We start from the raw sequence: 25755 nt of genomic DNA, 5'->3' as shown, positions 1-25755 counted from the left end.
CGCCCCCGGACTCCATGCAAACCGAAACCTCCGTACGGATTGTCCGTACGGAGGTTTCGGCTACCCGGTCGAGCGCCGCGCGTCAGGCCAGCACATCCTGACCGCGGCCCGCTCGGGTCACGGCGCAGCGGCGCGGCGGGCCGAGGTCACACGTTGAACCCGAGTGCCCGCAGCTGCTCGCGGCCCTCGGGAGTGATCTTCTCCGGGCCCCACGGCGGCATCCAGACCCAGTTGATCCGGATGCCGGCGACGAGGCCCTCCGTCGCGATCCCGGCCTGATCCTCGATGACGTCGGTCAGCGGGCACGCCGCCGAGGTCAGGGTCATGTCGATGACCGCCTCGTTGTTCTGGTCCACGGTGATGCCGTAGATCAGGCCGAGGTCGACGACGTTGATGCCGAGCTCGGGGTCGATGACGTCGCGCATCGCCTCCTCGACGTCGGCCGCGGTCGTCGGCGACGGGTTCATGGTCTCGCTCATGCGGTCTCCTTGGTGGTGGCGTCGGGGGTGGGCTCGGCCGTCAGGGCGTGCGCGAGGGCGTCGCGCAGGGCCATCCAGCCGAGCAGCGCGCACTTGATCCGGGCCGGGAACTGGGCCACGCCGACGAAGGCGGTGGCGTCCTCGAGCTCGTCGGACTTCGCCGGCTCGAGCTCCTTGCCGCGGCCGTGCATGAGCTCGCGGAAGGTCTCGTTGAGGTGGTCGACGGTGGGGATGTCCTTGCCGGTGACCAGGTCGGTGAGCACGGACAGCGAGGCCTGCGAGATCGAGCAGCCCTCCCCCTGCCAGCCCACCTCCGCGACCCGCGGGGCACCGGCGGAGTGGTCGATCCGCACGCGCAGGGTCACCTGGTCCCCGCACGTGGGGTTGACCTGGAAGGACTCGCCGTCGAACGGGTCGATCTGCCCCGCGCCGTGCTTCGCGCGCGCGTGGTCGAGGATCACCTGCTGGTACATCTGCTGCAGCGGGTCAGCCATGGTCCACCCCGAAGAACTGCCGGACCTCGCCGAGCTTGTCGACGAAGGCCTCGATCTCCTCCGCCGTCGTGTACACCCCGGCGGAGGCGCGCGCGGAGGCGTGCACGCCCAGGCGCCGGTGGATCGGCTGGGCGCAGTGGTGGCCCACGCGCACCGCGATGCCGTGGCTGTCGAGCACCTGGCCCACGTCGTGCGGGTGCACCCCCGCCACGTCGAAGGCGACGACGGCGAGCCGGTCGGCCGGGTCTGCGGGACCGAGGATGCGCACGCCGGGCACCGAAGCCACGCCGTCGAGCAGCAGCCGGGTCAGCCCGGCCTCGTGCTCGGCGACGGCGTCCATGCCCAGCTCGGCGAGGTAGTCGACGGCGGCGTGCAGGCCGGCGGCCTGGGCGACCATCTGCGTGCCCGCCTCGAACCGGGTCGGCGGCGCGGCGTAGGTGGTGGACTCCATGGTCACCACCTGGACCATCGACCCGCCCGTGAGGAACGGTGGCATGGCCTCGAGCAGCTCGGCCTTGCCGTAGAGCACGCCGATGCCGGTGGGACCGAGCATCTTGTGGCCCGAGAACACGGCGAAGTCCACGTCCAGCGCCTTGACGTCGACCGGCAGGTGCGGGACGGACTGGCACGCGTCGAGCACGACCAGCGCGCCGGCCGCACGGGCCCGGGCGACGACGGCGGCCACCGGGGCGACGGCGCCGGTGACGTTGGAGGCGTGGGCCAGCGCCACGACCCGGGTGCGCTCGGTGATGACGTCGAAGGTGGCCGGGTCCAGCCGGCCCTCGTCGGTCACGCCGATCCAGCGCAGGGTCGCGCCGGTGCGGGCGCACAGCTCCTGCCACGGGACGAGGTTGGCGTGGTGCTCGGCCTCGGTGACGACGATCTCGTCGCCGGGGCCGACGTCGAACAGCTCGCGCGCCGTTGCCCCGCCACGGCCCAGCGCCGCGTTGGACATGGCGTACGCGACGAGGTTGATGCCCTCGGTGGCGTTCTTGGTCCAGACGATCTCGTCCTCGCCGGCCCCGACGAAGCGGGCGACGGCGGCACGGGCGGTCTCGTAGGCCTCGGTGGCCTCCTCGGCGAGCGCGTGCGCGCCGCGGTGCACGGCGGCGTTGGTGCGCTCGTAGAACTCGCTCTCGGCGTCGATGACGCACCGGGGCTTCTGCGAGGTGGCGGCGGTGTCGAGGTAGACCAGCGGGCGGTCCCCGCGCACGGTGCGGACGAGCAGCGGGAAGTCCGCGCGCACGGCCGCCAGCTCCGCCGCGCTCAGGGAGCGGGCGGGGCCGGCGGCCGCCGCGGCGACGCCGGTCACCGAGGTCCCGGCAGCAGTCATGCGCCTCTTCTTCCTCAGACGGTGGCGGTGAGGTAGCGGTCGTAGCCCTCGTCCTCGAGCCGGTCGGCGAGCTCGGGGCCGCCCTGGTCGGCGACCCGGCCGTCGACGAAGACGTGGACGAAGTCGGGCTTGATGTACTTGAGGATCCGCGTGTAGTGGGTGATGAGCATGACGCCCAGGCCGGTGGCCTCGTGCACCCGGTTGACGCCCTCGGAGACGATGCGCAGCGCGTCGACGTCGAGGCCGGAGTCGGTCTCGTCCAGGACGGCGAACTTCGGCTGGAGCAGCTCCATCTGGAGGATCTCGTGGCGCTTCTTCTCGCCGCCGGAGAAGCCGTGGTTGACGTCGCGCTGGGCGAACTCGGGGTCCATGCGCAGCTGGTGCATGGCGTCCTTGACGTCGCCGACCCACTTGCGCAGGGCGGGGGCCTCGCCGGTGATGGCGGTCTTGGCGGTGCGCAGGAAGTTCGACACCGTCACGCCGGGCACCTCGACCGGGTACTGCATGGCGAGGAACAGCCCGGCGCGGGCGCGCTCGTCCACGCTCATCTCCAGGACGTTCTCGCCGTCGAGGAGGACCTCGCCGTCGGTCACGGTGTACTTGGGGTGGCCGGCGATGGAGTAGGCCAGGGTCGACTTGCCCGAGCCGTTGGGGCCCATGATCGCGTGGATCTCGCCGGAGCCGATGGTCAGGTCCACGCCGCGCAGGATCGGCTTGGGGCCGTCGTTCGTCTCGACGCTGACGTGGAGGTTCTTGATCTCAAGGGTGGACATTCGTCTTCTTTCTGGCTGGGGCGGCGGGGGGCGTCAGCGCGCGACGTCGGCGGTGGTGTCGACGTCCACCAGGACGCGCTCCCCGTCCACGGTCACGGGATAGACGGGGACGGGCTGGGTGGCGGGGAGGCTCAGCGGCTTGCCGGTGCGCAGGTCGAAGGTCGACCCGTGCAGCCAGCACTCGATGGTGCAGCCGTCGACCTCGCCGTCGGAGAGGTTCACCTGCCCGTGCGAGCAGATGTCCGAGATGGCGTGGAACTCCCCGTCCTCGTCGCGCACCAGCGCGACGGGCAGCGGCGTACCGTCCGCGGCCTCGAGGTCCAGGCGCATGGCCTCGCCCGGCTCGAGGTCCGCGGTGTCGCAGGCGTGCTGGGCGGTCATCGAGCCGCGGCCCCCATGGTCTTGGACAGCTCGAGCTCGATGGCCTCCATGAGCCGCTCCTGCACCAGCGGCACGCCGATCTGGTTGATGAGCTCGGCGAAGAAGCCGCGCACCACCAGGCGGCGGGCCTCCTCCTCGGGGATGCCGCGCGAGCGCAGGTAGAACAGCTGCTCGTCGTCGAACCGGCCGGTGGCGCTGGCGTGGCCCGCGCCCTCGATCTCGCCGGTCTCGATCTCGAGGTTCGGCACGGAGTCCGCCCGGGCGCCCTCGGTGAGGACGAGGTTGCGGTTGAGCTCGTAGGTGTCGGTGCCCTCGGCCTCGTGGCGGATGAGCACGTCGCCCACCCACACCGAGTGCGCGCCGTCGCCCTGCAGGGCGCCCTTGTAGGTGGCCCGGGACTTGCAGCTCGGCACGGCGTGGTCGACGAAGAGGCGGTGCTCCTGGTGCTGGCCGGCGTCGGTGAAGTACAGGCCGAGCAGCTCGACGTCGCCGCCGGGAGCGGTGAAGGACACGTCCGGGGTCAGGCGGACGATGTCGCCGCCGAGGCTGACGACGATGTGCTTGAGGCGCGCGTCGCGGCCCAGCCGCGCCCGGTGGTTGGCCACGTGGACCGCGCCCTCGTCCCAGTCCTGGACGGACACGAGGGTGAGGTGGGCGCCGTCGCGGACGTCGATCTCGACGGTCTGGGCGAGCTCGGCGCTGCCGCGGTGGTCGAGCACCACGAGGGACTCGCTGAGCTCCTCGGCCACGACGAGCACGTGCTCGGCGGCGGGGGCGGATGCGGTCTCGGCGTCGCCGTTGATGGCGATCATCGTGTGGCGGGCGTCGACGTGGTTCTTCGGCACCGTGACCACGAGGGCCTCGCCGAAGGACTGCCACGCGGCGGCCGCGACCCGGTCGCCGGGCGCGAGGACCTGGCCGAGGCGGGCGTCGTCGCGGCCGACCCGCTCGACGCGCACGTCGTCGTCGGACTCGACGGTCACCACCGGGCCCGTGCCGGTGAGGTCACCGGCGAAGAGCCGCTGGAGTCGGTCCACCGGGGAGAAGCGCCAGTCCTCCTCCCGGCCCGTGGGGACCGGGAAGTCGGCCAGCTCGAAGGACGAGCGGCGGTCGGCGCGGGACGTCTCCGGCACCGTGCCGCCGCCGTGGGTGTGGGCGGCGTCCGCGGTGGCGCGGGTGTGGTCGGTGGACATGTTGGTGGTGGCGGTCATCAGCCGACGGATCCTTCCATCTGCAGCTCGATCAGGCGGTTGAGCTCGAGGGCGTACTCCATCGGCAGCTCGCGCGCGATGGGCTCGACGAAGCCGCGCACGATCATCGCCATGGCCTCGGTCTCGGGCATCCCGCGGGACATGAGGTAGAAGAGCTGGTCCTCGCTCACCTTCGAGACGGTGGCCTCGTGGCCCATCTCGACGTCGTCGACGCGGACGTCCACGTAGGGGTAGGTGTCGGACCGGGAGATCTGGTCCACCAGCAGCGCGTCGCACAGCACGTTGGACTTCGAGTGCGCGGCGCCCTCGAGGACCTGCACCAGGCCGCGGTAGGAGGCGCGGCCGCCGGAGCGGGCCACGGACTTCGACACGATCGAGGACGACGTGTGCGGGGCCAGGTGCACCATCTTCGAGCCGGTGTCCTGGTGCTGCCCCTCGCCGGCGAAGGCGATCGACAGGGTCTCGCCGCGGGCGTGCTCGCCCATGAGGTACACGGCCGGGTACTTCATGGTGACCTTGGAGCCGATGTTGCCGTCGATCCACTCCATGGTGCCGCCGGTCTCGACCGTGGCGCGCTTGGTCACCAGGTTGTACACGTTGTTCGACCAGTTCTGGATCGTCGTGTACCGGACGCGGGCGTCCTTCTTGACGATGATCTCCACGACCGCCGAGTGCAGCGAGTCGGACTGGTAGATCGGGGCGGTGCAGCCCTCGACGTAGTGCACGTAGGAGCCCTCGTCGGCGATGATCAGCGTCCGCTCGAACTGGCCCATGTTCTCGGTGTTGATGCGGAAGTAGGCCTGCAGCGGGATCTCGACGTGGACGCCCTTGGGGACGTAGACGAAGGAGCCGCCGGACCACACCGCGGTGTTGAGCGAGGCGAACTTGTTGTCCCCGGCGGGGATGACCGAGCCGAAGTACTCCTCGAAGATCTCCGGGTGCTCCTTCAGGCCCGTGTCGGTGTCGAGGAAGATGACGCCCTGGGCCTCGAGGTCCTCACGGATCTGGTGGTAGACCACCTCGGACTCGTACTGGGCGGCGACGCCGGCAACCAGGCGCTGCTTCTCGGCCTCCGGGATGCCCAGGCGGTCGTAGGTGTTCTTGATGTCCTCGGGCAGGTCCTCCCAGCTGGTGGCCTGCTTCTCGGTGGACCGGACGAAGTACTTGATGTTGTCGAAGTCGATGTCCGACAGGTCCGCGCCCCAGCCGGGCATGGGCTTCTTGTCGAAGAGCTTCAGCGCCTTGAGCCGGCGCTTGAGCATCCACTCCGGCTCGTGCTTCAGGGCCGAGATGTTGCGAACGACGTCCTCGTCCAGACCACGCCGGGCGTTGGCGCCCGCGTCGTCGGCATCGGACCAGCCGTAGGCGTAGCTGCCGATCGAGGCAATGATCTTCTCGTCCTCGGTCATCGACGCGTCGGGCACCGTGACCTCCTGCTGGGTGGGACTTGTCATCAGTTTCCTTCCGTGACGCCGCTGGGCGACTTGGTCCGGGAACGGGCGGCCCCGGCGTCACGCGTGGTGAGCGGGGTGGGGACCGCGGAGAGGGGCACGTGGGTGGTGCACACGTGCCCGCCGCCGGCGAGGGTGGCGAGGCGCTGCACGTGCACGCCGAGCAGGCGGGAGAACGCCTGGGTCTCAGCCTCGCACAGCTGGGGGAAGGCCTGCGCCACGTCTTGCACGGGGCAGTGGCCCTGGCACAGCTGCAGGGCGAAGCCCTTGGGGCCGACGGCGCGGGTGGTGGCCGCGTACCCGTCCGCCGTCAGGGCGGCGGCGAGGGCGTGCGCGCGTGCCGCAGGGACCGGGCCGGCCTGCTCGAGCAGCGGGGCGTAGCGCCGCTCCAGCTCGCCGACGCGGGCGTCGACAAAGGCGTCGAGGGCGCCCTCGCCGGCGACGTCCCGCAGGAACTGCAAGGCCTGGGTGGCCAGGTCGGAGTAGGCGTCCGAGAGCACCGACCGGCCCGCGTCGGTGGCCACGTAGTGCCGCGCCGGGCGACCGCGGCCGCGCTGACCGGTGCCGGTGGGCTCGTGCACGCGGATCTGGCCGAGCTCCTCGAGGTGCGTGGTGTGACGGCGCACCGCGGCCGGGGTCAGGTCGAGGACCCGTGCCAGGGTCGCCGCCGGCACCGGGCCGCGCTCGACGATGAGCTCGAGCACCCGCTCGCGCGTGCCGGCCTCGTCCGTGGACGTGCCGCGACGGGGCGCCGTGGGCTGGCCGGGCGTGGTCACGTGCGTCTCCCCTCGTCCGTTCCGCGTGCCCGCAGGCCTTCCGTGCGGGCCGGGGCCCGCCTGCACCGGGCACGCTCCGCCCGGCACGATTAGAAAACATTGTTGTTCCCAAAATCGTTCCCCGCAAGGAAGGTCAGCCTCACCTGGCTGTGAGACCGGGCACCGGGGCGGACGGCGGGATCGCGCCTCCTGGACGACGGCGTCCGGCGCTTCGAGGTGGACGGCGTCCCGGCGCCTCCTGGTCGACGGCGTCCCGGCGCCTCGTGGCCGACGGCGTCCCGGCGCCTCCCGGTCGACGGCGTCCCGGCGCACTGTGACGCGCCCCACTCCCCCACGCCCGATGCCCGGCGTCGCCGCGCGCGTGTCTACGCTGTGCGGGTGCGTGCGCCCTCTCGCCCCGACCTCTCCGGGCCGCCGTCGGCGTCCCCCGGCTCCTCGCCCGCGCCGGCCGCGCCCGCCCTGGCGGTGCGCGGGCTGCGCAAGTCCTACGGGGGCCGCGAGGTGGTCCGGGGCCTCTCCCTCACCGCCGAGCGGGGCCGGCTGACCGCGGTGCTGGGGCCGAACGGCGCTGGCAAGACGACGACCATCGAGTGCTGCGAGGGGCTGCGCCGCCCCGACGCCGGCACCATCGAGGTGCTCGGCCGCGACCGCGCCGCGCGCGGGTCCGACGCGCCGCTGCGCGAGCGCGTCGGCGTGATGCTGCAGGACGGCGGGCTGCCGATGGCCCCGAAGGCCGGCGCCGTCCTCGCCCACCTCGCCCGGCTCCACGCCGACCCGCTGGACCCGGCCGCCCTGCTCGAGCGGCTGGGCCTCGCCGAGGTCGCCCGCACCTCCGTGCGCCGGCTCTCCGGCGGCCAGCGCCAGCGCCTGGCGCTGGCCGGGGCGATCGTCGGGCGCCCCGAGCTGGTCTTCCTCGACGAGCCCTCCGCCGGGCTGGACCCGCAGTCCCGGCTGGCGGTGTGGGACCTGCTGCGCGAGCTGCGCGCCGGCGGCACGTCCCTCGTGCTCACCACCCACCTCATGACCGAGGCCGAGGAGCTGGCCGACCACGTGGTCATCATCGACCGCGGCCAGGTCATCGCCGAGGGCACCCCGGCCCAGCTGACCGACGGCGTCCGGGTGCGTATCGGCCTCGACGGGGCCCCGGCCGCTGAGGTCGCCGGGCTCGCCGCCGCGCTGAGCGCCGCGCTGGCCCGCGCCGAGCGCGCCGATCTCGGGGTCCACGCCGTCGCCGACGCCGTGGAGGTGACCCCCGACGGCGACGTCGACGCCGGCACCCTGGCCGCCGTGTCCACCGCGGTGGCCGAGGCCGGCCACCCCGGCGCGCACGTCGCCGTCCACCGCCGGACCCTGGAGGACACCTTCCTCGACCTCACCGGCCGGGCGCTGCGCGAGGGGACGAGCGCGTGAAGGAGCAGGACATGACCGCCCAGAGCCTCGCGGTCGACGGCGTCCCCCGGGCCGACGCGGGGACCCGCGCCCGCCGGGTGCTCGCCCAGACCCGGTTCGAGACCGCCGCGGTGCTGCGCAACGGCGAGCAGCTGCTGCTCACGTTCATCCTCCCGGTGATCGCGCTGGTGGTGCTCGTGCGCACCGATCTCGTGCCGCTGCCCGGCGCGACGCGCGCGCCCGCCGCGCTGGCGGGGGTCCTCGCCCTGGCCGTGGCCTCCACCGCGTTCACCTCCCAGGCGATCGCCGTGGCGTTCGACCGGCGCTGGGGCGTGCTGCGCATGCTCGCGACGACGCCGCTGGGCCGGCGGGGCCTGCTCGCCGGCAAGCTCGGCGCGGTGGTGTGCGTGCTGGCCGTCCAGGCCGTGGTGCTGCTGCTCGTCGCCGCCGTGCTGGGCTGGCGCGGTGAGGGCTTCGGCGTCGCCGCGCTGGCCGGCGGGGCGCTGTTCGTGCTGCTCGGGGCCGCCGTGTTCGTCTCGTTGGCGCTGCTGATCGGCGGGACGCTGCGACCCGAGGCGGTGCTCGCCGTCGCGAACCTGCTGTGGGTGCTCATGGCCGGCGGCGGCGGGCTGCTGCTGCCCGTGGACACCCTGCCGGCCCCGCTCGCCCAGGTGGTCGTCCTCCTCCCCTGCGGCGCACTGGGCGAGGGGCTGCGCCTGCTGGCCACCACCGGGCGACTCGACCTCGCGGCCCTCGCCGTGCTCGCGGTGTGGACGGCGGCCGGCTCCTGGCTCGCCGCCCGGTACTTCCGGTGGGACTGAACCCGCGGGCGCGGCGTGCCGGCTCCCGGCGCGCCCCGGCGTGAGCAGCCCCACGCCCGTACCCCGCCCGGGCCGCCTCCCGCGGCCCTGACGCCCACCGCGGTCCACGTACCCTGGTGCGGTGAGCACCGCGATCCGTCCCCGCCGGCCCGACGACGCCGCCGGGGCCACCCGCACCCCCGCCGCCGGCCGGGTCGACCGCCTGACGTGGGTCCTGGCCGTGGCGAACCTCGTCGCGCAGATCGGCATCATCGTCACCGGCGGCGCGGTGCGACTGACCGGCTCGGGGCTGGGCTGCTCGTCCTGGCCGATGTGCGAGCCGGGCTCCTTCACGCCCGTCTTCCACGAGGCGACCTCGATCCACCCGTACATCGAGTTCGGGAACCGCACCCTCACCGGGGTGCTCAGCGTCATCGCGGTGGCGCTTCTGTGGGCGGTCTACCGCCGCGAGCCCACCGCCTCGCGGCCCCCGGCGCTCAGGCGGCTGGCCTGGCTGCCACTCGCCGGCATCGCCCTGCAGGCGGTCGTGGGCGGGGTGACCGTCTGGGTCGACCTGCACCCGGCCATCGTCGGCTCCCACATGCTCATCTCGCTGGCTCTCGTGGCCGTGTCCACCTACGTGCTCGTGCGGCTGCGCCAGGGCGACGGTCCCGTCGTCCGGCTCGCCGACGGGCGGCTGCGGGCGTTGCCGTGGGTCCTGGCGGGGCTCGCCGCGGTCGTCGTCGCGCTCGGCACCGTGGTCACCGGCTCCGGACCGCACTCCGGTGACCTCGACGAGGCCTCGCGGTACGCCCTCGACCCGCTGGCCATCACGCGGATGCACTCGGGATCGGTGTGGCTGTTCGTCGTCGCGGTCGTGGCCGGCGCGGTGCTGCTGGGCCGCCGGCGCGACGACGCGCGCCTCGACCGGGCGCGCCGGGTGTGGCCGTGGCTGCTCGGCGTCGTCGTCGTCGAGGGCGTGATCGGCTACACCCAGCACTTCCTCGGGCTGCCGGAGGTCCTCGTGGGCCTGCACATGCTCGGCGCCGGCCTGCTCACGGTGGCCGTGACGTTCGCCTGCAGCGCGTTCTACACGCGCCGCGCCTGACCGCGCCGTCGGGCTTCGCATCGTGGGCCGTGCCGACGCGCACCGCTCGCCCGTCCCGTCACCGCCGACGGCGGTTCAGCGTCCCAGCTCAGGCGCCGGAGCAGCCGCCGTCAGCGCAGCCACTCCGCGTCCGTCGGGCGCAGCGGCGCCCACCCCCGGGCCCGCGCGGAGGCGGCCGCGAGGATGCCGACGACGGCGCTGGGGTTGTGGATCCGCCCGGCGTGGACGGCCATGACCGCCTCGTCCAGCGGCACCCAGACGGTGGCCATGTCCCGCTCCTCGTCCTCGCGCTCGTGGCGCTCGTCGCCGTCGACGTCGGTGACGTCGCGGGCGAGGTAGACGCGCAGGGACTCGTCGGACCCCCCGGGGCTGGTGAAGTAGTCCACCAGCACGTCCCAGCGGGCCGCGCGCAGATCCGCTTCCTCGTAGAGCTCGCGCTCGGCGGCGGCGCGGTAGTCCTCGCCGGCGACGTCGAGCAGGCCCGCGGGGACCTCCCACAGCTGGGCGCGCACGGGGTGGCGGTACTGCCGGATGAGCAGGATCTCCTCCCCCGCCTCGCCGTCGCGCAGGGCGACGACGGCGACGGCGCCGGGGTGGTCGAGGTACTCGCGGACCACCGGCTTCTCGTCGTCGGGGTGCAGCCGGACCTCCTCCCCCACCAGGTCGAAGACCCGGCCGGCGTGGATGGTCCGGTGCGCGACGACCTCCCGGCCGGCGTCCTTGGCGTCCGCCAGCTCCCCCGGCGCCGTCACGCCGGCTCGCCGCTCTCGCCGGCGGTGGCGGCCACCGGGGCCTCGTGCTCGAGGCCGACGGTCTCCGGCTCGTCGAGCTCGAGCAGCCGGCTCGCGCGCTGACGCTCGAGCGCGGCGCCGACGAGCCCGGCGAACAGCGGGTGGGCGCGGGTGGGCCGGGACTTGAACTCCGGGTGGGCCTGGGTGGCGATGTAGTACGGGTGCAGGTCCCGGTCGAGCTCGACGAACTCCACCAGGGAGGAGTCCGGGGAACGGCCGGAGATCTTCAGGCCCACCTTGTCCAGGGCGTCGCGGTAGGCGTTGTTGACCTCGTAGCGGTGGCGGTGCCGCTCGGTCACCCGCTCGGCGCCGTAGACCTCCGCGGCCAGGGAGCCCGGCTCGAGCACGGCCTCGTAGCGGCCCAGGCGCATGGTCCCGCCGAGGTCGCCCTCGCCGCCGACGATGGCCAGCTGCTCCTCCATGGTGGCCACCACGGGGTCGGGGGTGCTCGGGTCGAACTCGGTCGAGCTGGCCTTGTCCAGGCCGAGCATGTTCCGGGCGGCCTCGATGACCATGCACTGCAGGCCCAGGCAGATGCCGAGCGTGGGGATCTGGTTCTCGCGGGCGTGGCGCAGCGCGCCGAGCTTGCCCTCGATGCCGCGCACGCCGAAGCCGCCGGGCACGAGGACGGCGTCGACGCCGTCGAGCGCCTTGCGGGCCCCTTCGCCGGTCTGGCACGTGTCGGAGGCGACCCACCGGATCTTCACGCGGGCGCGGTGGTGGAAGCCGCCGGCGCGCAGCGCCTCGGTGACGGAGAGGTAGGCGTCGGGCAGGTCGATGTACTTGCCGACCATGGCGACCTCGACGAAGTCCTTGGGGTGGCGCACCCGCTCGAGGAGCCGGTCCCACACCGTCCAGTCGACGTCCCGGAAGCTCAGGGACAGGCGGCGCACCACGTACGCGTCCAGGCCCTCGGCGTGCAGCACGGCCGGGATCTCGTAGATGCTCGGCGCGTCCTGGCACATGACGACGGCCTCGCGGTCGACGTCGCACATCGACGCGATCTTGGCCTTGACGCTCTCGGGCAGCTCCCGCTCGGAGCGGCACACGATGGCATCGGGCTGGATGCCGATGGAGCGCAGCTCGGCGACCGAGTGCTGTGTCGGCTTCGTCTTCAGCTCCCCGCTGGCCGCGATGTAGGGCACCAGCGAGACGTGCAGGAAGAAGACGTTGTCGCGGCCGAGGTCCTGACGCACCTGCCTGGCGGCCTCGAGGAACGGCAGGGACTCGATGTCGCCGACCGTGCCGCCGATCTCGGTGATGATGACGTCCGGCGGCTCCTCGCCGTCGACCGGCTCGGCCTGGGCGCGCATGCGCGCCTTGATCTCGTCGGTGATGTGCGGGATCACCTGGACGGTGTCGCCGAGGTACTCCCCGCGGCGCTCCTTGGCGATGACGGTCGAGTACACCTGGCCGGTGGTGGCGTTGGCCTTGCCGGAGAGCTCGACGTCGAGGAAGCGCTCGTAGTGGCCGATGTCCAGGTCCGTCTCGGTGCCGTCGTCGGTGACGAACACCTCGCCGTGCTGGAAGGGGTTCATGGTGCCGGGGTCGACGTTGATGTACGGGTCGAGCTTCTGCATCACCACGCGCAGCCCGCGGGCGCGGAGGAGGTGGCCGAGGCTGGACGCCGTCAACCCCTTCCCCAGGGAGCTGACGACCCCGCCGGTGACGAAGATCTGGCGAGGGATGCTGGCCTGGTTGCCGGGAAGCCGGCTCGGTTGGTTGACCACGGACTTCGACCCTAGCATCGCTCGCCGCGGCTCGCCCAGGGCCGCGGACGGCTCCCGGTGTGCCGTCAGACACCGCCGGCGAGGGGCCGCGGACCGTGCTGCCGGCGGGCGTGCTACCGGCGGGCGTAGGCCCCCCGCAGCTGGGCCAGGACGTCCTCCGGCCCGGGCAGCTCGGCCGCCCGGGCCCGGGCCGCGGCGCGCAGCGCCTCGCGCCGGGCGGGGTCGGCGAGCAGGCCGCGGACGGCAGCGGCGACGGCGGACCCGTCGCCGCCGGGGACGAGCACCGCGGCGTCGTCGGTGACCTCCCGGGTGCCGCCGACGTCGGTGGCCACCAGCGCCGCCCCGGCGCGCAGCGCCTCCTGCACGGCGATGGGCTGGCCCTCCCAGGCGGCGGTGGAGACGACGACGTCCGCGGCGGCGAGCAGGTCGGGCACGTCGTCGCGCCGGCCGGCCAGCAGCACCGGCAGGTCGGCGGTCCGCTCGGCGAGCGTGGCGCGCAGCGGCCCGTCGCCGACGACCACCCAGCGCCAGGACGCGGCCGCGGCGCCCGGCCCGGCCCCGGCACCGGCACCGGCACCGGCATCGGCACCGGCGAGCCGGGCGGCGGCGTCGGCCAGCACGTCCAGGCCCTTCTGCGGGGCCAGCCGCGCGACCGTGAGCAGCAGGTGCTCGTCGGCGCCCAGCCCCAGGGCCGCGCGCACCGCGGCGGGCGGGACGGTCGCGGCGGGCCGCTCCGGCGCCGGGACGAGGGCGCGGGCGACGGCCCGGGCCCCTCGGGCGCGCATGCGGGCGACGAGGTCGCCGCTGACAGCCAGCACCGCGTCGGCGCCGCGCGCGACGAGCGTCTCGAGCACCGCGGCGACCGCGCGCACCTTCCCGCCGCCGACGGGCAGGTTGTGCACCGTGACGACCAGCCGGGGTCGACGCGCCAGGGTGCGCACGGCCAGCACGGCGACGGCCCCGGCCCGCAGCCCGTGGGCGTGCACGACGTCGGCGCGGGCGGCCAGGCGGCGGACGGCCCGCACCGCGGCGACGTCGGCGGGGCGGGGGCGGTCGGCGATGTCGACGACCACCGGCCGGTACCCGTCCGGCTCGGCCGCGTCGACCACGTCGGCGGGGCCGGCGAGGACGACCTCGTCGCCGTCGGCGGCCAGCAGGGCGCTGATCTCCCGGGCGTGCCGGGCCACCCCGCCCGCGCTCGATCCCGTCAGCTGCAGCACCCGCATGCTCGTCCTCCCTCGCTCGGCGCCCCAGTATCGCCCAGGCCCCCGCCGGACCGGCTCACGCACGGTCCCGGGCACTCACGCGCCGGGCGCGCACGGGGTCCGGGCGCGCCCGGGCCGGCGTCATCACGGCCGCGAGTCCGCCCCCGACTCCTGCGACCACGCCCCGGCCCGCACCGTCCCGCGGTCGAGCAGCAGCACCGCCGCCGCGGCCGGCGCGGCCGCCACCACGGCCCCGGCCACGGCGGCCACCACCGCCCCGGCCAGGCCCGCGCCCACGGCGGCGAGCAGGGCGTCGACCACCCACCGGCCGGCCAGCGCGCCCAGCGCCGCGCCGGCGACGACGACGACCCCGGTCCGCGCGAGCCCGCCGAGGGTGCCCGGCCCGCCCGCCCGGCGCATGGCGGCGAGCAGCAGCACGCCGGCCACGACCATCCCCAGCGAGGAGCCCAGCGCGAGCGCGGTGAGGGTGGCGGGCCCGTCCCCGCCGTCCGGCGCCAGCAGCGCGGTCAGCGCCCACGACGCGACCGAGACCACCAGCCAGCCGCTCGCCGTCGCCGCCACCGCCGCGCGGCCGCGGTCCACGGCGTACAGCGCCCGGGAGATGTGGAAGATCAGCGCGTAGCCGACGATGCCCGGCGCGAACCAGGTGATCGCCGCCGTCATCCCCGGCATCGGGAAACGCAGCGAGAACACGGCGGTGGCCGCCGGGGCGACCGCCACGAGCAGCGCGGCCCCGAGGAGGGCGACGGCCACCACCAGGCGGGTGGACCCGGCCGCCAGCGCGGCGAAGGCGCGTCGGTCCCCGGTGCCGGCGTGCTCGGCCAGCCGCGGGAACACCGCGGTGGAGACCGGGACGGCCAGGACGGCGTAGGGCAGGAAGTACACCGCCTGGGCGTAGCCGTAGACGTTGATGGTGCCCACCTCGCCTGCGGTGTTGGCCAGGTAGAGGACGACGACGACGCTGAGCTGCTGGGCGAGCAGGGCCCCGATGCCGGCGGCGGCGAGCCGCCCGGCCCGGCGCGCGACGCCCGGCGGGAACCGCAGCCCCGGGCGCAGCCGGACGCCAGAGCGCAGCACCGGGGGCAGCTGGCACAGGCTCATCGCCGCCACCCCGGCGGTGGTGCCCCACGCCAGCCAGGCCACGGCGGCGCCGGGCAGGGCGGCCGGGTCGTCCTGGTGGCCGCCGGCCAGCGCCCCGAAGGCGAGGTAGCTGGCGACGACGACGAGGGAGGACAGCAGGGGCGCGAACGCCGGCCAGAAGAACCGCCGCTGCGCCTGGAGCACGCCGGAGAGCACCACGCCCACGCCGTACAGCGGCACCTGGAGGGCGAAGATTCGCAGGAACGTCGTCGTCAGGGCGACCAGGGCCGGATCCACGTCGCGGCCGGGCAGCAGCAGCCCGGCCAGCGGGCCGGCCGCGGCGGCGACCGCCGCGGCGAGCGGCACGAGCACCAGCAGCGCCCAGCCCAGCAGCGCCGAGGCGGTGCGGTCCACGTCACGGCGCAGGTGCCGGGCCAGCGGCACGGCCAGCAGCGGCACCACCGCCCCGGCCAGCGCGCCGCCGGCGGCGACCTCGAACAGGACGTTGGGGATGCGGTTCGCCGTCTCGTAGGCGGTGCCGGCGCCGGAGGCCCCGACGGTCCAGGACTGCACCAGCCAGCGGACGAACCCCACGGCCCGGGAGGCGAGGGTGACGACGGCGATGAGACCGGCGGCGCCGAGGACGCCGCCGAGCAGGGAGCGCAGGCGGTCCATTCCTCAGCGCCGGCCGAGCGCGTCCAGCCGCCGCAGCGCGGGCGTGCCCTCGATGACGGCGGAGAAGCTCACCTTCTCGCTGAGCAGGGTGAGGGCGACGACGCCGGCCAGCGCGCCCGCGCGCACGGCGCGGGAGGGGTGGGCGGCCAGGGCGGTGCCGACCAGGGCGCCGACGGCGTTGGCGCCGGTGTCGCCGAGCATGGCCCGCTCGGCGAGGTCGTCGGGCAGGGCGGCGCCGGCCACGCCCAGGGCGGCGGCGGCCAGCGTGCCGGGGGCGCCGGCGGGCGCGGCCAGGGCGAGCGGCGCGCTGAGCGCGGCGGCGACCTTGAGGGAGCGGCCCGGGCGCAGGTCGAAGAGGTTGTGCAGGTTCGCGGTGCCGGCCACCAGGGCCGCGCCGGCGAGGACGTCGGCGGCCCGCGCACCCGGCGCGCCGGGCCGCCGCGGGCGCGGGGTGGCCAACGCGGACGCTGCCAGCGCGCCGGCACCGATGCCGAGGATCTTCAGCGCGCCGGTGGTCAGCCGGCCGCGGCGCAGCGCCCCGAGGTGCCCACGCAGCCCCTTGGCGGCGGCGGTGGTGTCCTCGGTGAGGTCGTCGACGGCGCCGAACGCGGCGCCCGCCCCGGCGGCGACCGCCGCGGCGGCCACCCGGGGGTGCCCGCCGGCCACCGCGGCGAGGAGCGGGGCCGCGGTCGCGCCGATCCCGGCCGCCGCGCCGCCGAGCAGGGTGACGTCCCGGCCGGCGAAGTTCGTGCGCCGCCAGCGCTCGCGCCCGCCGGGGGGCCGCGCCTCGAGGGCGGCCTGGGCCACGGCGGTGGCCGCGGCACCCAGCGCGGCGGGCGCCGCCAAGTCGAGCAGGCGGCTCATGCAGCGTCCTGCGTGGCGGCCGCCTCGTCCTCCGCGGGCGCCTCGGCCGGGGCCTCAGCGGTGGCCGGCGTGCGCGAGGGCAGCTCGACGCGCGGTGGCACCGGCTCGGTGGCGCCGGACTGGAAGCCGTAGTGGTCGTGCCCGCCGGAGAGGGCGACGGCGGTGGCCAGCGGCGTCGAGAGCGCGGCGGTGATTTCGCCGACGGAGTCCACGGTGGTCACCCGCCGGGCGACGTCGCCGTCGTGGCGCACCGCGGCGACGAGGTCGAGGTCGGAGGCCGCGGCGCCGACGGTGACGGACGGGCCCGCCGTGGCCAGCCCGTCGGCCAGGCGCACGTAGCTGTCCAGGACGACGGCGGCGGCGTCGGTCTGCTCCTTGGGCGTGCCCGGAGCGGGCGGCGTCGTCGGCCGCGGGCCGACGAGGACGGTCGCGTCGGCCGGGGCGGTGGGCTCGGCGGTCAGGGTGACCAGCGGCGCGTCCGCCGAGGTCAGCAGGTCCATCAGGGTCGAGGCGTCGGCGGTGCGGCCGCCGTCCTCCGCGCTGCGGGTCAGCGCGTGCCCCAGCGCCAGGCCGAAGATGGTCTCGGCGGAGGCGTCGGCGGCCGGCGCGGGCTGGAGGTAGCCGAGCAGCTGACCGGCGAAGGTCTGCCGGAAGGAGCGGTTGTTCGGGTCGGTCCACGCGTCGGTGACGGCGACCTCGCCGTCCACCTGGGCGCCGGCCTGGGCGAGCCGGTCGCGGACCGCCTTGACGTCGTCGGTGGTGGTGCCCGGCAGCGTCACCACGGTGACCCGCTGGTCGGTGAGGGTGTTCTCCAGCAGCACCCCGGCGGACTGCTCGAGGTAGGTGGTGCGCTCGGTGACGTCCAGCTCGGTCGCCTCGAGCTCGCCGCGCAGCCGCTCACGGTCCGCGCGCAGGTCCTGCACCTGACCCGTCAGGGTGTCCCCGATGGTGTCGCGCAGGGGTCCCGCGCCCAGCACGATGCCGACGGCGAGCGCCAGGAACACCGCGATGAGCGAGACGAGGTGGTAACGGAAGTCGATCATCAGCTCTCCACAGGTCAGGTCGTCGGCGCGGGGGCCAGCCCCACGAGCGACCGGAAGAAGTTCACGAGGTCGTCGAACCAGGCGCCGAAGAGGCCGAAGGTCGTCTGTCCCACGTTGGTCGTCGCCAGCGCGACGAACAGGGCGAGCACGCCCGCCGCCGCCAGCAGCACCAGCTGCCAGGTCGAGATCCGGGTCCGGTACAGGCGCGAGACGCCCTTGGCGTCGATGAGCTTGCTGCCCACGCGCAGCCGGGTCAGGAACGTCGAGGCCATGCCGGCGCGGCCCTTGTCGAGGAACTCGATCATCGTGTCGTGCGTGCCGACGGCGACGATGAGCTCGGCGCCCAGGTCGTCGGCCATGAGCATGGCGATGTCCTCGCTGGTACCGGTGGCGGGGAAGACGACGTGCTCGACGCCGAGGTCCTCCACCCGCCGCTGCCCGGGGGCGCGGCCGTCGCGGTAGGCGTGGACGACGATCTCGGCGCCCGAGCGCAGCGCCTTGTCCGACACGGAGTCCATGTCGCCGACGATGACGTCGGGGCTGAGCCCGGCCTCGAGGATGGCGTCCGCGCCGCCGTCGACGCCGATGAGGAGCGGCCGGTACTCGCGGATGTACGAGCGCAGCATCGCGAGGTCTTCCTTGTAGTGGTACCCGCGCACCACCACCAGGGCGTGGCGCCCCTCGAACTTCGTGCGCACCTTCGGGGTGCCGACGCCGTCGACGAGCAGCTCGCGCTCGCGCTGGACGTAGTCCATGGTGTTCGCGGCGAAGGCCTCGAGCTGGACGGACAGCCCCTCGCGGGCCTGGGCCATGTTGGTCTCGATGGTCTCGGCGTCCTGCACGGTGCCGGCGGCGACGAGCTTGTCGCCGGCGTAGACCTCGGTGCCGTCCAGGCGCAGCGGCTGGCCCTCGCGCACGGACATGACGGCCGGGCCGAGGTCGTCGACCAGGGGGATGCCGGCCTCGAGGAGGATGCCCGGGCCGAGGTTGGGGTAGCGGCCGGACGTCGAGCGGGCGGCGTTGAGCACGGCGGCGACCTTGCAGCCGACCAGCGCCTCGGCGGAGACCCGGTCGAGGTCCTCGTGGTCGATGACGGCGATGTCCCCCGGGTGCAGCCGCTTGGTGAGGTTCTTGGTCCGGGCGTCCACGCGGGCCGGGCCCGAGACCCCGGGCCCGGTGTCCGTCAGGGCGCGGCGTCGGAAAAGGGCAGTCACCGCCTCATCGTTGCACGTCGGCCCGCTCCAGAAGCTCCGCGGCATGCCGGAGGGCCGTCTCGGAGTCCTCCTGCCCGGAGAGCATCCGGGCCAGCTCACGCACGCGATCTGGCCCTTCCACGCTGGTCACGTCCGTGGCGGTGACGACGGCGTCGTCACCCGGGGTGTTCTTCCTCACCACGAGGTGCCGGTCGGCGAACGCGGCCACCTGGGCGAGGTGGGTCACCACGATCACCTGGGCGCCGCGGGCGAGCCGCGCGAGCCGGCGGCCGACCTCGACGGCGGCCTTGCCGCCCACGCCCGCGTCGACCTCGTCGAAGACGAAGGTGCGCAGCTCGCCGTCGGCCGGGGACGCCCCGGCGAGGGCGACCTCGATGGCGAGCATGACCCGGGAGAGCTCCCCGCCCGAGGCGCCCTGCCCCAGGGGGCGGGCGGGCGCGCCGGGGTGCGGCGCGAGCAGCAGCTCGACGCCCTCGAGGCCGTGCGGGCCGGGCTCCTCCAGGGCGGTGAGCCGGGCGGTGAGGTGGGCCCCGGCCATGGCCAGGCCGGCGAGCTCGGCGTCGACCGCGGCGGCCAGCCGCTCGGCCACGGCGTGGCGAGAGGCGGTCAGGGCGGCGCCGGCCCGGGTGACCGCCTCCTGGGCGGCGGCGAGTCGCTCGCGCAGCTTCTCGGCGGTGTCCTCCGGGCCGTCGAGGTAGTCCAGCCGCGCCCGGGCCTGCTCGGCCCACGCGAGGACGGCGTCGACGTCCGGGCCGTGCGCGCGGGTGAGCTCGGCGAGGGCGGCGCGGCGGGCGTGGACCGCCTCGAGCCGGACGGGGTCGGCGTCGAGGGAGTCGAGGTAGGCGGCCAGCTCGGCGGCGACGTCGGAGAGGAGGTAGGAGGCCTCGGCGAGGCGGCCGGCCCAGCCCTCCAGCGCGGCGTCGTTGTCGGCGGCCTGCTCCAGGCTGCGGCGGGCGGCGTCGAGGAGGGTGGTGGCGTCCACCGACTCGGGGGCGTCGACGTCGCCGGTGAGGGCCTGGTGGGCCCGGCCGGCGGCCAGGCGCAGCTCCTCGACGTTGCCCAGCCGCAGCGCCTCCTCGCGCAGGGCGTGGTCCTCCCCCGGCTGCGGCTCGAGCGCGTCGACCTGCTCGAGCCCGGCGCGGAGCAGGGCGATCTCGTGCTCGCGGGCCCCGGCCTCGCGCTCCCACTCGGCGAGGCCCTCGCTGGCGGCCACGAACGCCCCGTGCGCCTCGCGGTAGGCGCCCAGCAGGGCCGCGTGGTCCGGGCCGCCGAAGGCGTCCAGGGCGGCGCGCTGCTGGGACGGGGCGCGCAGGCGCAGCTGGTCGGCCTGCCCGTGCACGGTGACGAGCTGCTCGCCGATCTCGGTGAGCAACCCGGTCGGCACGGTCCGCCCGCCCAGGTGGGCGCGGGAGCGGCCGGCGGCGGGCACGGTGCGGGCGACGAGGAGCTCGCCGTCCTCCACGGCGGCGCCGGCGTCCTCGGCGCGGGCCGCCGCCGGGCCGTCATCGGGGACGGTGAAGGTGCCCTCGACGACGGCGCGCTCGGCGCCCCGGCGCACCAGCGCGGCGTCCGCCTTGCCGCCGAGCAGCAGGGCCAGGCTGGTGAGGACCATCGTCTTGCCCGCGCCGGTCTCGCCGGTGATGACGGTGAGGGCGGGGTCGAGGTCGAGCTCGGCCGCCGCGATGACGCCGAGGTTCTCGATCCGGACCTGGTCGATCACGCGCGCTCCTTCACGCCGCGCCAGCCCTGCACGGGCAGGTGGAACTTGGCCACGAGCCGGGCCGAGAACGGCGCCTGCGTCAGCCGGGCCAGGCGCACCGGCTGGGCGCCGCGGCACACCCGGATCCGCGAGCCGGCGGGGGCGTCGAGCATGCGGCGCCCGTCGCACCAGACCACGGCGTGCTTGTCCTCGTAGGGCAGCACCTCGACCTCGAGGGTGGAGCTGGGGCCGACGACCATCGGGCGGGCGAACAGCGCGTGGGCGGCGATGGGCACCACGAGCATGGCCTCGACGTCGGGCCAGACGACCGGCCCGCCGCCGGAGAAGGCGTAGGCGGTGGAGCCGGTGGGGGTGGCGAGGATGACGCCGTCGCAGCCGAAGGTCGACAGGCCGCGGCCGTCCACGCCGATGGTGGCCTCGACCATGCGGGCCCGCTCGCCCTTCTCCACCGTGGCCTCGTTGATGGCCCAGTCGTGCCGGACCTCGCCCTCAGGGGTGGTGACGGTGATGTCGAGGGTCATGCGTTCCTCGACGACGTAGTCGCGGGCCACCACCCGGCCGACGACGTCGGGCAGCGCCTCCTCCTCGGCCTCGGCGAGGAAGCCGACGTGGCCCAGGTTGACCCCGAGGAGCGGGACGTCGTGGGCGCGCGCGACCTCGGCGGCGCGCAGGATCGTGCCGTCTCCGCCCAGGACGATGACCAGCTCGGCGTCCTCGGCGCTGCCGTCGCGGGCGGTGTCGATGCCGTTGCGGCGCAGCGCGGCGCTGACCTTGTCCGCCGCGATGACCGCGTCAGGCCGTCCCTCGTGACTGACGACGAGGATGCGGCGGCTCATGGGGTCTCCCGGTGGGGATCGGCGGGCGCGGCGGCGCCCGGGTCGGTGGGGCGGATCGCGCCGGCCGGGCTGGCGTCCGCCGGGTGGGCGCCGGCGTTGCCGGTGCCGGCCGGGCCGGTGCGCACGGCCCCGGCGGCGGCCGCCTCGAGGTCCGCCCCGCGCAGCGGGCGCGGGTGGTCCCGGCGCAGCGCGACGAAGTACTCGACGTTGCCGGACGGCCCGGGCAGCGGGCTGGGCACCACGGCCCAGGTGTCCAGGCCATCTCGCGCCGCGGCCGCGGCGACGGTGAGCACGGACTCGACGTGCAGGGCGGGATCGCGCACCACGCCGCCGTGCCCGAGGCGCTCCTTGCCGACCTCGAACTGCGGCTTGACCATGAGCAGCAGGTCGGCGTCCGGGGCGGCCGCGCGGGCCAGCGCCGGCAGCACGAGGGTGAGGGAGATGAACGACATGTCCCCGACGACGAGCTCGGGCGCCGGGGCGACCATCTCCGGGGTCAGGGTGCGGACGTTGGTGCGGTCGAGGACGGTCACCCGCGCGTCGGTCTGCAGCGACCAGGCGAGCTGGCCGTAGCCGACGTCGACGGCGACGACGTGCGCGGCGCCGCGCCGCAGGAGCACGTCGGTAAAGCCGCCGGTGGAGGCGCCGGCGTCCAGGCAGCGGCGCCCGGCGACCACGGGAGCGGCGTCCCCGAGGGCGTCGAGGGCGCCGGCGAGCTTGTGGGCCCCGCGGGAGACGTAGTCGTCGGTCTCGGCGAGGTCGACGCGCAGCGCCTGGGCGGGGTCGACCTGGCGGGCGGGTTTGGTGACCACCTCGCCGTCGAGCAGCACGTGCCCGGCCGCGAGGAGCTCGGCGGCGTGCTGGCGCGACCGGGCCAGCCCGCGGCGGACCAGCTCGGTGTCGATGCGGACGCGACGCGCCACGTCAGTGCTCGGCGCTCGACAGGCGCCCGGACAGGTGGGCGTGGATGGCCTCGAAGACTGCGACCTGTTCGGCCAGCGGGGTCTCCGCGAGGTCGCCGAGCCGTGCCAGCGGGTCCTCCCCCGCGGCACGCGCCGCCAGATCGGCAGGCGTCACGCCCATCCCTCGCTCCTTCCGTGGCCTTTCCGCCGTCCCGAAGAGGTTATCGCGGGGCGACGACCTCGAGCACCGGCACCTGCTGGTACGTCAGCGGCGCGCCCATGTCGGCGGCAGACCAGGCCGCCGCGGCGAGGCACCGCCAGGCGTCGAGTGAGACGGTCACCGGGTCGGCGCCGTCGAGCGTGATGGTCCGCCCGGCCAGGCTCACCTCCAGGTGCGGCTCGGGGCCGCACACCCGCGCCGCGGCCGCGCCGCAGCGCCACCAGTCCCCCGCCCGCTCGGGCGCGGGGTGGGGCTGGACGAGAGCACGCAGGTCCACGGCGAGGAAGCTCGGGCGCTCGTGCGGCGGGGCGAGGACGACGTCCCGGGCGTCGCTGACCCCGGTGAGGACGTGCAGGCCCGGGACGTCTGCGGCACGCGCGCCGGCGAGGTCGGTGTTGAGGCGGTCGCCGACGGCGAGCGGGCGGCGGGCGCCGGCGCGCCGCGCGGCCTGCCGGAAGATCTCCGGCTCCGGCTTGCCGGCGGACACCGGGACGACGCCCGTGGCGTTGGTGACCGCGGCGACGAGGGAGCCGTTGCCCACGGCCATGCCCCGCTCGGTGGGCAGCGTGGCGTCGAGGTTCGTCGCCACGAAGCGGGCGCCGGCGGCGATGGCCAGGGCGGCCTCAGTCAGCTGCGGCCAGCCCACCTCGGGCGCGAAGCCCTGGACGACGGCGACGGGAGCGTCGTCTGCGCTGGCGGCGAGCCGGAACCCGGCCTCCGTGAGCGCCGAACGCAGGCCCGCCCCGCCGACGGGCAGCACGAGCGCGCCGGCGGGCAGGTCCTCGGCGAGGATCGCCGCCGCGGCCTGGGACGAGGTCATCACGTCGGTGCCGTCGGTCGGGATGCCGAGGGAGGTGAGCTGGTCGGCCACCGTCTGCGGCGCGCGGGCGGCGTTGTTCGTCACGAACATCATCCGCATGCCGAGCCCGCGCGCGGCCGCCACCCCGGCATCGGCGAACGCGACCGGCTCCGCTCCGCGGTAGACCACCCCGTCGAGATCCATGAGCGCGACGTCGTACGCGCCGGCGAGCGGCTGGTCGCTCGCCAGCAGGGTGGGGGCCGCTGCCGTCACGGGCGCTCTCCGTCCTCGGTGGCGCCGGGCTCCTGGTCCGCCGTCGTCGTCGTGCCGTCACCACTCGTCGGCTCCTGGGAGGCTTCCGAGCCGGAGAGGCCCTCTGCCTCGGCGTCCTCCGGCGATCGCTCGACATGCTCCGGCGAGGCCTCAGCCCCGTCGGCATCTGCCGATCCGGGCGTCACATCCGTCGCAGTCGCCCCACCCGACTCCTCCTCCGCGCCCGGGTCGAGCTCCGCGAGGTCGACCACGATGACGGGCTCGTCCGGCTCCGGCTCGGGCCCGGCGGCCTCGCGCAGGGCTGCCGCCTCCTCGGTGCGGCCGAGCTCCTCGAGGCGGTCGGCGCGTACCAGCGAGAGACGACGGACCAGCTCAGGCTGCTTCACCCGGTCGACAAGCGGGGACTCGAGGACCAGGAGGCCGGCCTCGTGCTCGCCGAGGTCGGCGCGGGCGCCGCTGGCGACGATAGCCAGCTCGGCCGTGTCCTCCTCGGACAGCGCCGCCGGCTCGGTCTCCGCGACGATGGCCAGCGCGCGCTCGGGCCGCCCCAGGCCGCGCTCGCAGTCCGCCTCCATGGGGCGGTGCGCGTCGATGCCGGAGAGACGGCGCACCGTGCGCAGCTCACGCAGTGCCTCCGCGTAGCGCCCGGTCGCATAGGCGGTCAGCGCCAGCGCCTCTCGGACGACGTCGACGCGCCCGGCGCGCCGCATGGCGGCCTGGGCATGCTGGTACGCCGTCTCCGGCTCGTCGTCGATGAGCCGTCCGGCCATCACCAGGTGACGAGCGACGAGATCGGCGTTGTTCTTGCCCAGCGTGCGCAGCCGGGCGCGGGCCGCCCGGTCGAGCATCTGCGGCTCGACCTCGTCGGGGATGTGCGGCTCGGCGGGACGATCCGCGCGCTCCTCGCGGCGTGGCCGGCTCCCTCCGGCACGTGCGTAGCCCTCACCCCGACCTGCGCCGTCACGCCGCGGGGAACTGCCGTCGCGCCGCTGATAGCCGCCCTCACGACGCTCACCATCACGCCGCTGGTAACCACCCTCACCGCGCTGGTAACCGCCTTCTCGACGGTCACCATCACGCCGCTGGTAACCACCCTCGCCGCGCTGGTAACCGCCTTCTCGATGGTCACCATCACGCCGCTGGTAACCGCCTTCTCGACGGTCACCATCACGCCGCTGGTAACCACCCTCGCCGCGCTGGTAGCCGCCTTCTCGACGGTCACCATCACGCCGCTGGTAACCACCCTCACGACGCTCACCATCACGCCGCTGGTAACCGCCCTCACGACGCTCACCATCACGCCGCTGATAGCCGCCCTCACGACGCTCACCATCACGCCGCTGATAGCCGCCCTCACGACGCTCACCATCACGCCGCTGATAGCCGCCCTCACGACGCTCACCATCACGCCGCTGGTAACCGCCCTCACGACGCTCGCCATCACGCCGCTGATAACCACCCTCACCGCGCTGGTAGCCGCCTTCTCGACGGTCACCATCACGCCGCTGGTAACCGCCCTCACGACGCTCACCATCACGCCGCTGATAACCACCCTCACCGCGCTGGTAGCCGCCTTCTCGACGGTCACCATCACGCCGCTGGTAACCACCCTCACGACGGTCGGTCTGCTCGGAGCGCGCGCCGTCAGAACGGGCGTACCGCTTGCGGGCCCTCTCTCGGAACGCGTCATCGCCGCGGTCGCCGCCGCGGCCACGAGCCGGCGGGTTGGAGCCATTGCCCTTGCGCGGAGGACGCTCCGACTCCGGTCCTTCATGCTGGCTCGACATGGCTTTCCTTTTCCTCATTCGGCGCGCTCGAGAATGGCGCGATATCAGTGCGAATTGTCCGTATACGACGAGGAGGCCGCAACAGGTGTTGCGACCTCCTCGTGAATGGGTGTTCGGCGGTGTCCTACTCTCCCACACGGTCTCCCGTGCAGTACCATCGGCGCTGAGGGGCTTAGCTTCCGGGTTCGGAATGGGACCGGGCGTTTCCCCCTCGCTATGACCGCCGTAACTCTATGGAGATATCCGGCCCAACACGCAGGTTGTGGGGCGTATCTCGGGAACCGTACAGTGGACGCAAGCAGTGCTTTGATGCTTAGTTTGTTGTGGCAAGTTGTCGGCCAATTAGTACCGGTCAGCTCCACGCGTTACCGCGCTTCCACGTCCGGCCTATCAACCCAGT

The 25755-nt window shown here is 74.8% G+C and carries 25 protein-coding genes and 2 rRNA genes; 4 read left to right on the top strand and 23 right to left on the bottom strand.

All coding sequences use genetic code 11. From position 1 onward, the window contains the following. Positions 1 to 146: 146 nt before the first annotated feature. From GD880_RS16970 to GD880_RS16935, 8 genes are read right to left on the bottom strand one after another with little or no spacing between them, the layout of a single operon-like run. Positions 147 to 479, bottom strand: a complete 333-nt coding sequence (locus GD880_RS16970) for a metal-sulfur cluster assembly factor (protein WP_152232795.1) — start codon at positions 477 to 479, stop codon at positions 147 to 149. Continuing rightward, positions 476 to 973, bottom strand: a complete 498-nt coding sequence (gene sufU, locus GD880_RS16965; protein WP_152232794.1) for a Fe-S cluster assembly sulfur transfer protein SufU — start codon at positions 971 to 973, stop codon at positions 476 to 478. The genes GD880_RS16970 and sufU overlap by 4 nt, the downstream gene beginning before the upstream one ends. After that, on the bottom strand, positions 966 to 2306 hold the full coding sequence (locus tag GD880_RS16960; protein WP_152232793.1) for a SufS family cysteine desulfurase: 1341 nt from the start codon (positions 2304 to 2306) through the stop codon (positions 966 to 968). Before GD880_RS16960 ends, sufU begins: the two co-directional genes overlap by 8 nt. Positions 2307 to 2320: 14 nt before the next feature. Then, positions 2321 to 3079 carry a Fe-S cluster assembly ATPase SufC gene (gene sufC / locus GD880_RS16955; RefSeq protein ID WP_152232792.1) on the bottom strand — a complete coding sequence of 253 codons (759 nt, stop codon included), beginning with the start codon at positions 3077 to 3079 and terminating at the stop codon, positions 2321 to 2323. Positions 3080 to 3112: 33 nt separating this feature from the next. Next, positions 3113 to 3460 carry a non-heme iron oxygenase ferredoxin subunit gene (locus tag GD880_RS16950; protein ID WP_152232791.1) on the bottom strand — a complete coding sequence of 116 codons (348 nt, stop codon included), beginning with the start codon at positions 3458 to 3460 and terminating at the stop codon, positions 3113 to 3115. Beyond that, complete coding sequence (gene sufD / locus GD880_RS16945) at positions 3457 to 4671, bottom strand: Fe-S cluster assembly protein SufD (protein WP_152232790.1); 1215 nt, start codon at positions 4669 to 4671, stop codon at positions 3457 to 3459. The genes GD880_RS16950 and sufD overlap by 4 nt, the downstream gene beginning before the upstream one ends. Continuing rightward, on the bottom strand, positions 4671 to 6125 hold the full coding sequence (sufB, locus tag GD880_RS16940) for a Fe-S cluster assembly protein SufB (protein WP_319593273.1): 1455 nt from the start codon (positions 6123 to 6125) through the stop codon (positions 4671 to 4673). Before sufB ends, sufD begins: the two co-directional genes overlap by 1 nt. Then, a complete protein-coding gene (locus GD880_RS16935; RefSeq protein ID WP_226909773.1) occupies positions 6125 to 6898 on the bottom strand; it encodes a helix-turn-helix transcriptional regulator in 774 nt (257 codons plus the stop codon). Before GD880_RS16935 ends, sufB begins: the two co-directional genes overlap by 1 nt. Positions 6899 to 7276: 378 nt before the next feature. On the opposite strand from GD880_RS16935, the gene GD880_RS16930 reads away from it, so the two are divergent. From GD880_RS16930 to GD880_RS16920, 3 genes are all read left to right on the top strand, one after another. Continuing rightward, entirely contained in the window at positions 7277 to 8308 is a 1032-nt protein-coding gene (locus tag GD880_RS16930; RefSeq protein ID WP_152232789.1) for an ABC transporter ATP-binding protein, read from the top strand. Positions 8309 to 8319: 11 nt separating this feature from the next. Beyond that, positions 8320 to 9108: an ABC transporter permease gene (locus tag GD880_RS16925; RefSeq protein WP_152232788.1), complete on the top strand. Its 789-nt coding sequence runs from the start codon at positions 8320 to 8322 to the stop codon at positions 9106 to 9108. Between the two features lie 121 nt (positions 9109 to 9229). Further along, positions 9230 to 10195, top strand: a complete 966-nt coding sequence (locus tag GD880_RS16920; protein WP_226909772.1) for a COX15/CtaA family protein — start codon at positions 9230 to 9232, stop codon at positions 10193 to 10195. A gap of 110 nt (positions 10196 to 10305) precedes the next feature. Here the strand turns inward: GD880_RS16920 and GD880_RS16915 are convergent, their stop codons facing one another. The 13 genes from GD880_RS16915 to GD880_RS20460 all read right to left on the bottom strand — a co-directional run bounded on the left by GD880_RS16915 (position 10306) and on the right by GD880_RS20460 (position 24416). Then, positions 10306 to 10947 carry an NUDIX domain-containing protein gene (locus GD880_RS16915; RefSeq protein ID WP_152232787.1) on the bottom strand — a complete coding sequence of 214 codons (642 nt, stop codon included), beginning with the start codon at positions 10945 to 10947 and terminating at the stop codon, positions 10306 to 10308. Continuing rightward, on the bottom strand, positions 10944 to 12734 hold the full coding sequence (locus GD880_RS16910; protein WP_152232786.1) for a CTP synthase: 1791 nt from the start codon (positions 12732 to 12734) through the stop codon (positions 10944 to 10946). The genes GD880_RS16915 and GD880_RS16910 overlap by 4 nt, the downstream gene beginning before the upstream one ends. Positions 12735 to 12829: 95 nt before the next feature. Further along, the gene (locus tag GD880_RS16905) at positions 12830 to 13942 is read right to left on the bottom strand and encodes a glycosyltransferase family 4 protein (RefSeq protein WP_152232785.1); all 1113 of its coding nucleotides are present in this window, start codon (positions 13940 to 13942) and stop codon (positions 12830 to 12832) included. Positions 13943 to 14065: 123 nt separating this feature from the next. Next, positions 14066 to 15697, bottom strand: a complete 1632-nt coding sequence (gene murJ, locus GD880_RS16900; protein WP_152232784.1) for a murein biosynthesis integral membrane protein MurJ — start codon at positions 15695 to 15697, stop codon at positions 14066 to 14068. A 3-nt stretch (positions 15698 to 15700) separates the two neighbouring features. Further along, a complete protein-coding gene (locus tag GD880_RS16895) occupies positions 15701 to 16561 on the bottom strand; it encodes a hypothetical protein (RefSeq protein WP_152232783.1) in 861 nt (286 codons plus the stop codon). After that, a complete protein-coding gene (locus GD880_RS16890; RefSeq protein ID WP_152232782.1) occupies positions 16558 to 17604 on the bottom strand; it encodes a copper transporter in 1047 nt (348 codons plus the stop codon). Before GD880_RS16890 ends, GD880_RS16895 begins: the two co-directional genes overlap by 4 nt. A 14-nt stretch (positions 17605 to 17618) precedes the next feature. Further along, the gene (gene steA, locus GD880_RS16885; protein ID WP_226909771.1) at positions 17619 to 18818 is read right to left on the bottom strand and encodes a putative cytokinetic ring protein SteA; all 1200 of its coding nucleotides are present in this window, start codon (positions 18816 to 18818) and stop codon (positions 17619 to 17621) included. Between the two features lie 4 nt (positions 18819 to 18822). Continuing rightward, positions 18823 to 20538 (bottom strand): DNA repair protein RecN, encoded by a 1716-nt coding sequence (recN, locus tag GD880_RS16880; protein WP_152232780.1) that lies wholly within the window; start codon positions 20536 to 20538, stop codon positions 18823 to 18825. Next, complete coding sequence (locus GD880_RS16875; RefSeq protein ID WP_152232779.1) at positions 20535 to 21374, bottom strand: NAD kinase; 840 nt, start codon at positions 21372 to 21374, stop codon at positions 20535 to 20537. The genes recN and GD880_RS16875 overlap by 4 nt, the downstream gene beginning before the upstream one ends. Beyond that, positions 21371 to 22297 (bottom strand): TlyA family RNA methyltransferase, encoded by a 927-nt coding sequence (locus GD880_RS16870; RefSeq protein WP_152232778.1) that lies wholly within the window; start codon positions 22295 to 22297, stop codon positions 21371 to 21373. Before GD880_RS16870 ends, GD880_RS16875 begins: the two co-directional genes overlap by 4 nt. A gap of 1 nt (position 22298) precedes the next feature. Beyond that, positions 22299 to 22457 (bottom strand): hypothetical protein, encoded by a 159-nt coding sequence (locus GD880_RS20465; protein WP_193314580.1) that lies wholly within the window; start codon positions 22455 to 22457, stop codon positions 22299 to 22301. A 40-nt stretch (positions 22458 to 22497) separates the two neighbouring features. Next, the gene (locus GD880_RS16865) at positions 22498 to 23568 is read right to left on the bottom strand and encodes an HAD hydrolase-like protein (protein WP_226909770.1); all 1071 of its coding nucleotides are present in this window, start codon (positions 23566 to 23568) and stop codon (positions 22498 to 22500) included. Continuing rightward, the gene (locus GD880_RS20460) at positions 23565 to 24416 is read right to left on the bottom strand and encodes a hypothetical protein (protein WP_193314579.1); all 852 of its coding nucleotides are present in this window, start codon (positions 24414 to 24416) and stop codon (positions 23565 to 23567) included. The genes GD880_RS16865 and GD880_RS20460 overlap by 4 nt, the downstream gene beginning before the upstream one ends. Here GD880_RS20460 and GD880_RS20455 point away from each other — a divergent pair. Continuing rightward, the gene (locus GD880_RS20455; protein ID WP_193314578.1) at positions 24345 to 25460 is read left to right on the top strand and encodes a hypothetical protein; all 1116 of its coding nucleotides are present in this window, start codon (positions 24345 to 24347) and stop codon (positions 25458 to 25460) included. The genes GD880_RS20460 and GD880_RS20455 overlap by 72 nt on opposite strands. 6 nt (positions 25461 to 25466) lie before the next feature. Here the strand turns inward: GD880_RS20455 and rrf are convergent. Together rrf and GD880_RS16850 are read right to left on the bottom strand one after the other, a co-directional pair. After that, positions 25467 to 25583 (bottom strand): 5S ribosomal RNA (gene rrf / locus GD880_RS16855). 94 nt (positions 25584 to 25677) lie between these two features. Beyond that, positions 25678 to 25755, bottom strand: a 23S ribosomal RNA gene (locus GD880_RS16850); the annotation flags it as partial.

The sequence above is a fragment of the Georgenia ruanii genome (assembly GCF_009193175.1).
GTDB lineage: Bacteria > Actinomycetota > Actinomycetes > Actinomycetales > Actinomycetaceae > Georgenia > Georgenia ruanii.
This window is presented reverse-complemented; position numbering and strand designations above follow the sequence as displayed.

Coding starts and splice junctions, on each gene's coding strand:
- GD880_RS16970 (WP_152232795.1), bottom strand. CDS start 479: ATGAGCGAGACCATGAACCCGTCGCCGACGACCGCGGCCGACGTCGAG.
- sufU (WP_152232794.1), bottom strand. CDS start 973: ATGGCTGACCCGCTGCAGCAGATGTACCAGCAGGTGATCCTCGACCAC.
- GD880_RS16960 (WP_152232793.1), bottom strand. CDS start 2,306: ATGACTGCTGCCGGGACCTCGGTGACCGGCGTCGCCGCGGCGGCCGCC.
- sufC (WP_152232792.1), bottom strand. CDS start 3,079: ATGTCCACCCTTGAGATCAAGAACCTCCACGTCAGCGTCGAGACGAAC.
- GD880_RS16950 (WP_152232791.1), bottom strand. CDS start 3,460: ATGACCGCCCAGCACGCCTGCGACACCGCGGACCTCGAGCCGGGCGAG.
- sufD (WP_152232790.1), bottom strand. CDS start 4,671: ATGACCGCCACCACCAACATGTCCACCGACCACACCCGCGCCACCGCG.
- sufB (WP_319593273.1), bottom strand. CDS start 6,125: ATGACAAGTCCCACCCAGCAGGAGGTCACGGTGCCCGACGCGTCGATG.
- GD880_RS16925 (WP_152232788.1), top strand. CDS start 8,320: ATGACCGCCCAGAGCCTCGCGGTCGACGGCGTCCCCCGGGCCGACGCG.
- GD880_RS16910 (WP_152232786.1), bottom strand. CDS start 12,734: ATGCTAGGGTCGAAGTCCGTGGTCAACCAACCGAGCCGGCTTCCCGGC.
- GD880_RS16905 (WP_152232785.1), bottom strand. CDS start 13,942: ATGCGGGTGCTGCAGCTGACGGGATCGAGCGCGGGCGGGGTGGCCCGG.
- murJ (WP_152232784.1), bottom strand. CDS start 15,697: ATGGACCGCCTGCGCTCCCTGCTCGGCGGCGTCCTCGGCGCCGCCGGT.
- GD880_RS16895 (WP_152232783.1), bottom strand. CDS start 16,561: ATGAGCCGCCTGCTCGACTTGGCGGCGCCCGCCGCGCTGGGTGCCGCG.
- GD880_RS16890 (WP_152232782.1), bottom strand. CDS start 17,604: ATGATCGACTTCCGTTACCACCTCGTCTCGCTCATCGCGGTGTTCCTG.
- GD880_RS16875 (WP_152232779.1), bottom strand. CDS start 21,374: ATGAGCCGCCGCATCCTCGTCGTCAGTCACGAGGGACGGCCTGACGCG.
- GD880_RS20465 (WP_193314580.1), bottom strand. CDS start 22,457: ATGGGCGTGACGCCTGCCGATCTGGCGGCGCGTGCCGCGGGGGAGGAC.
- GD880_RS20460 (WP_193314579.1), bottom strand. CDS start 24,416: ATGCTCGACCGGGCGGCCCGCGCCCGGCTGCGCACGCTGGGCAAGAAC.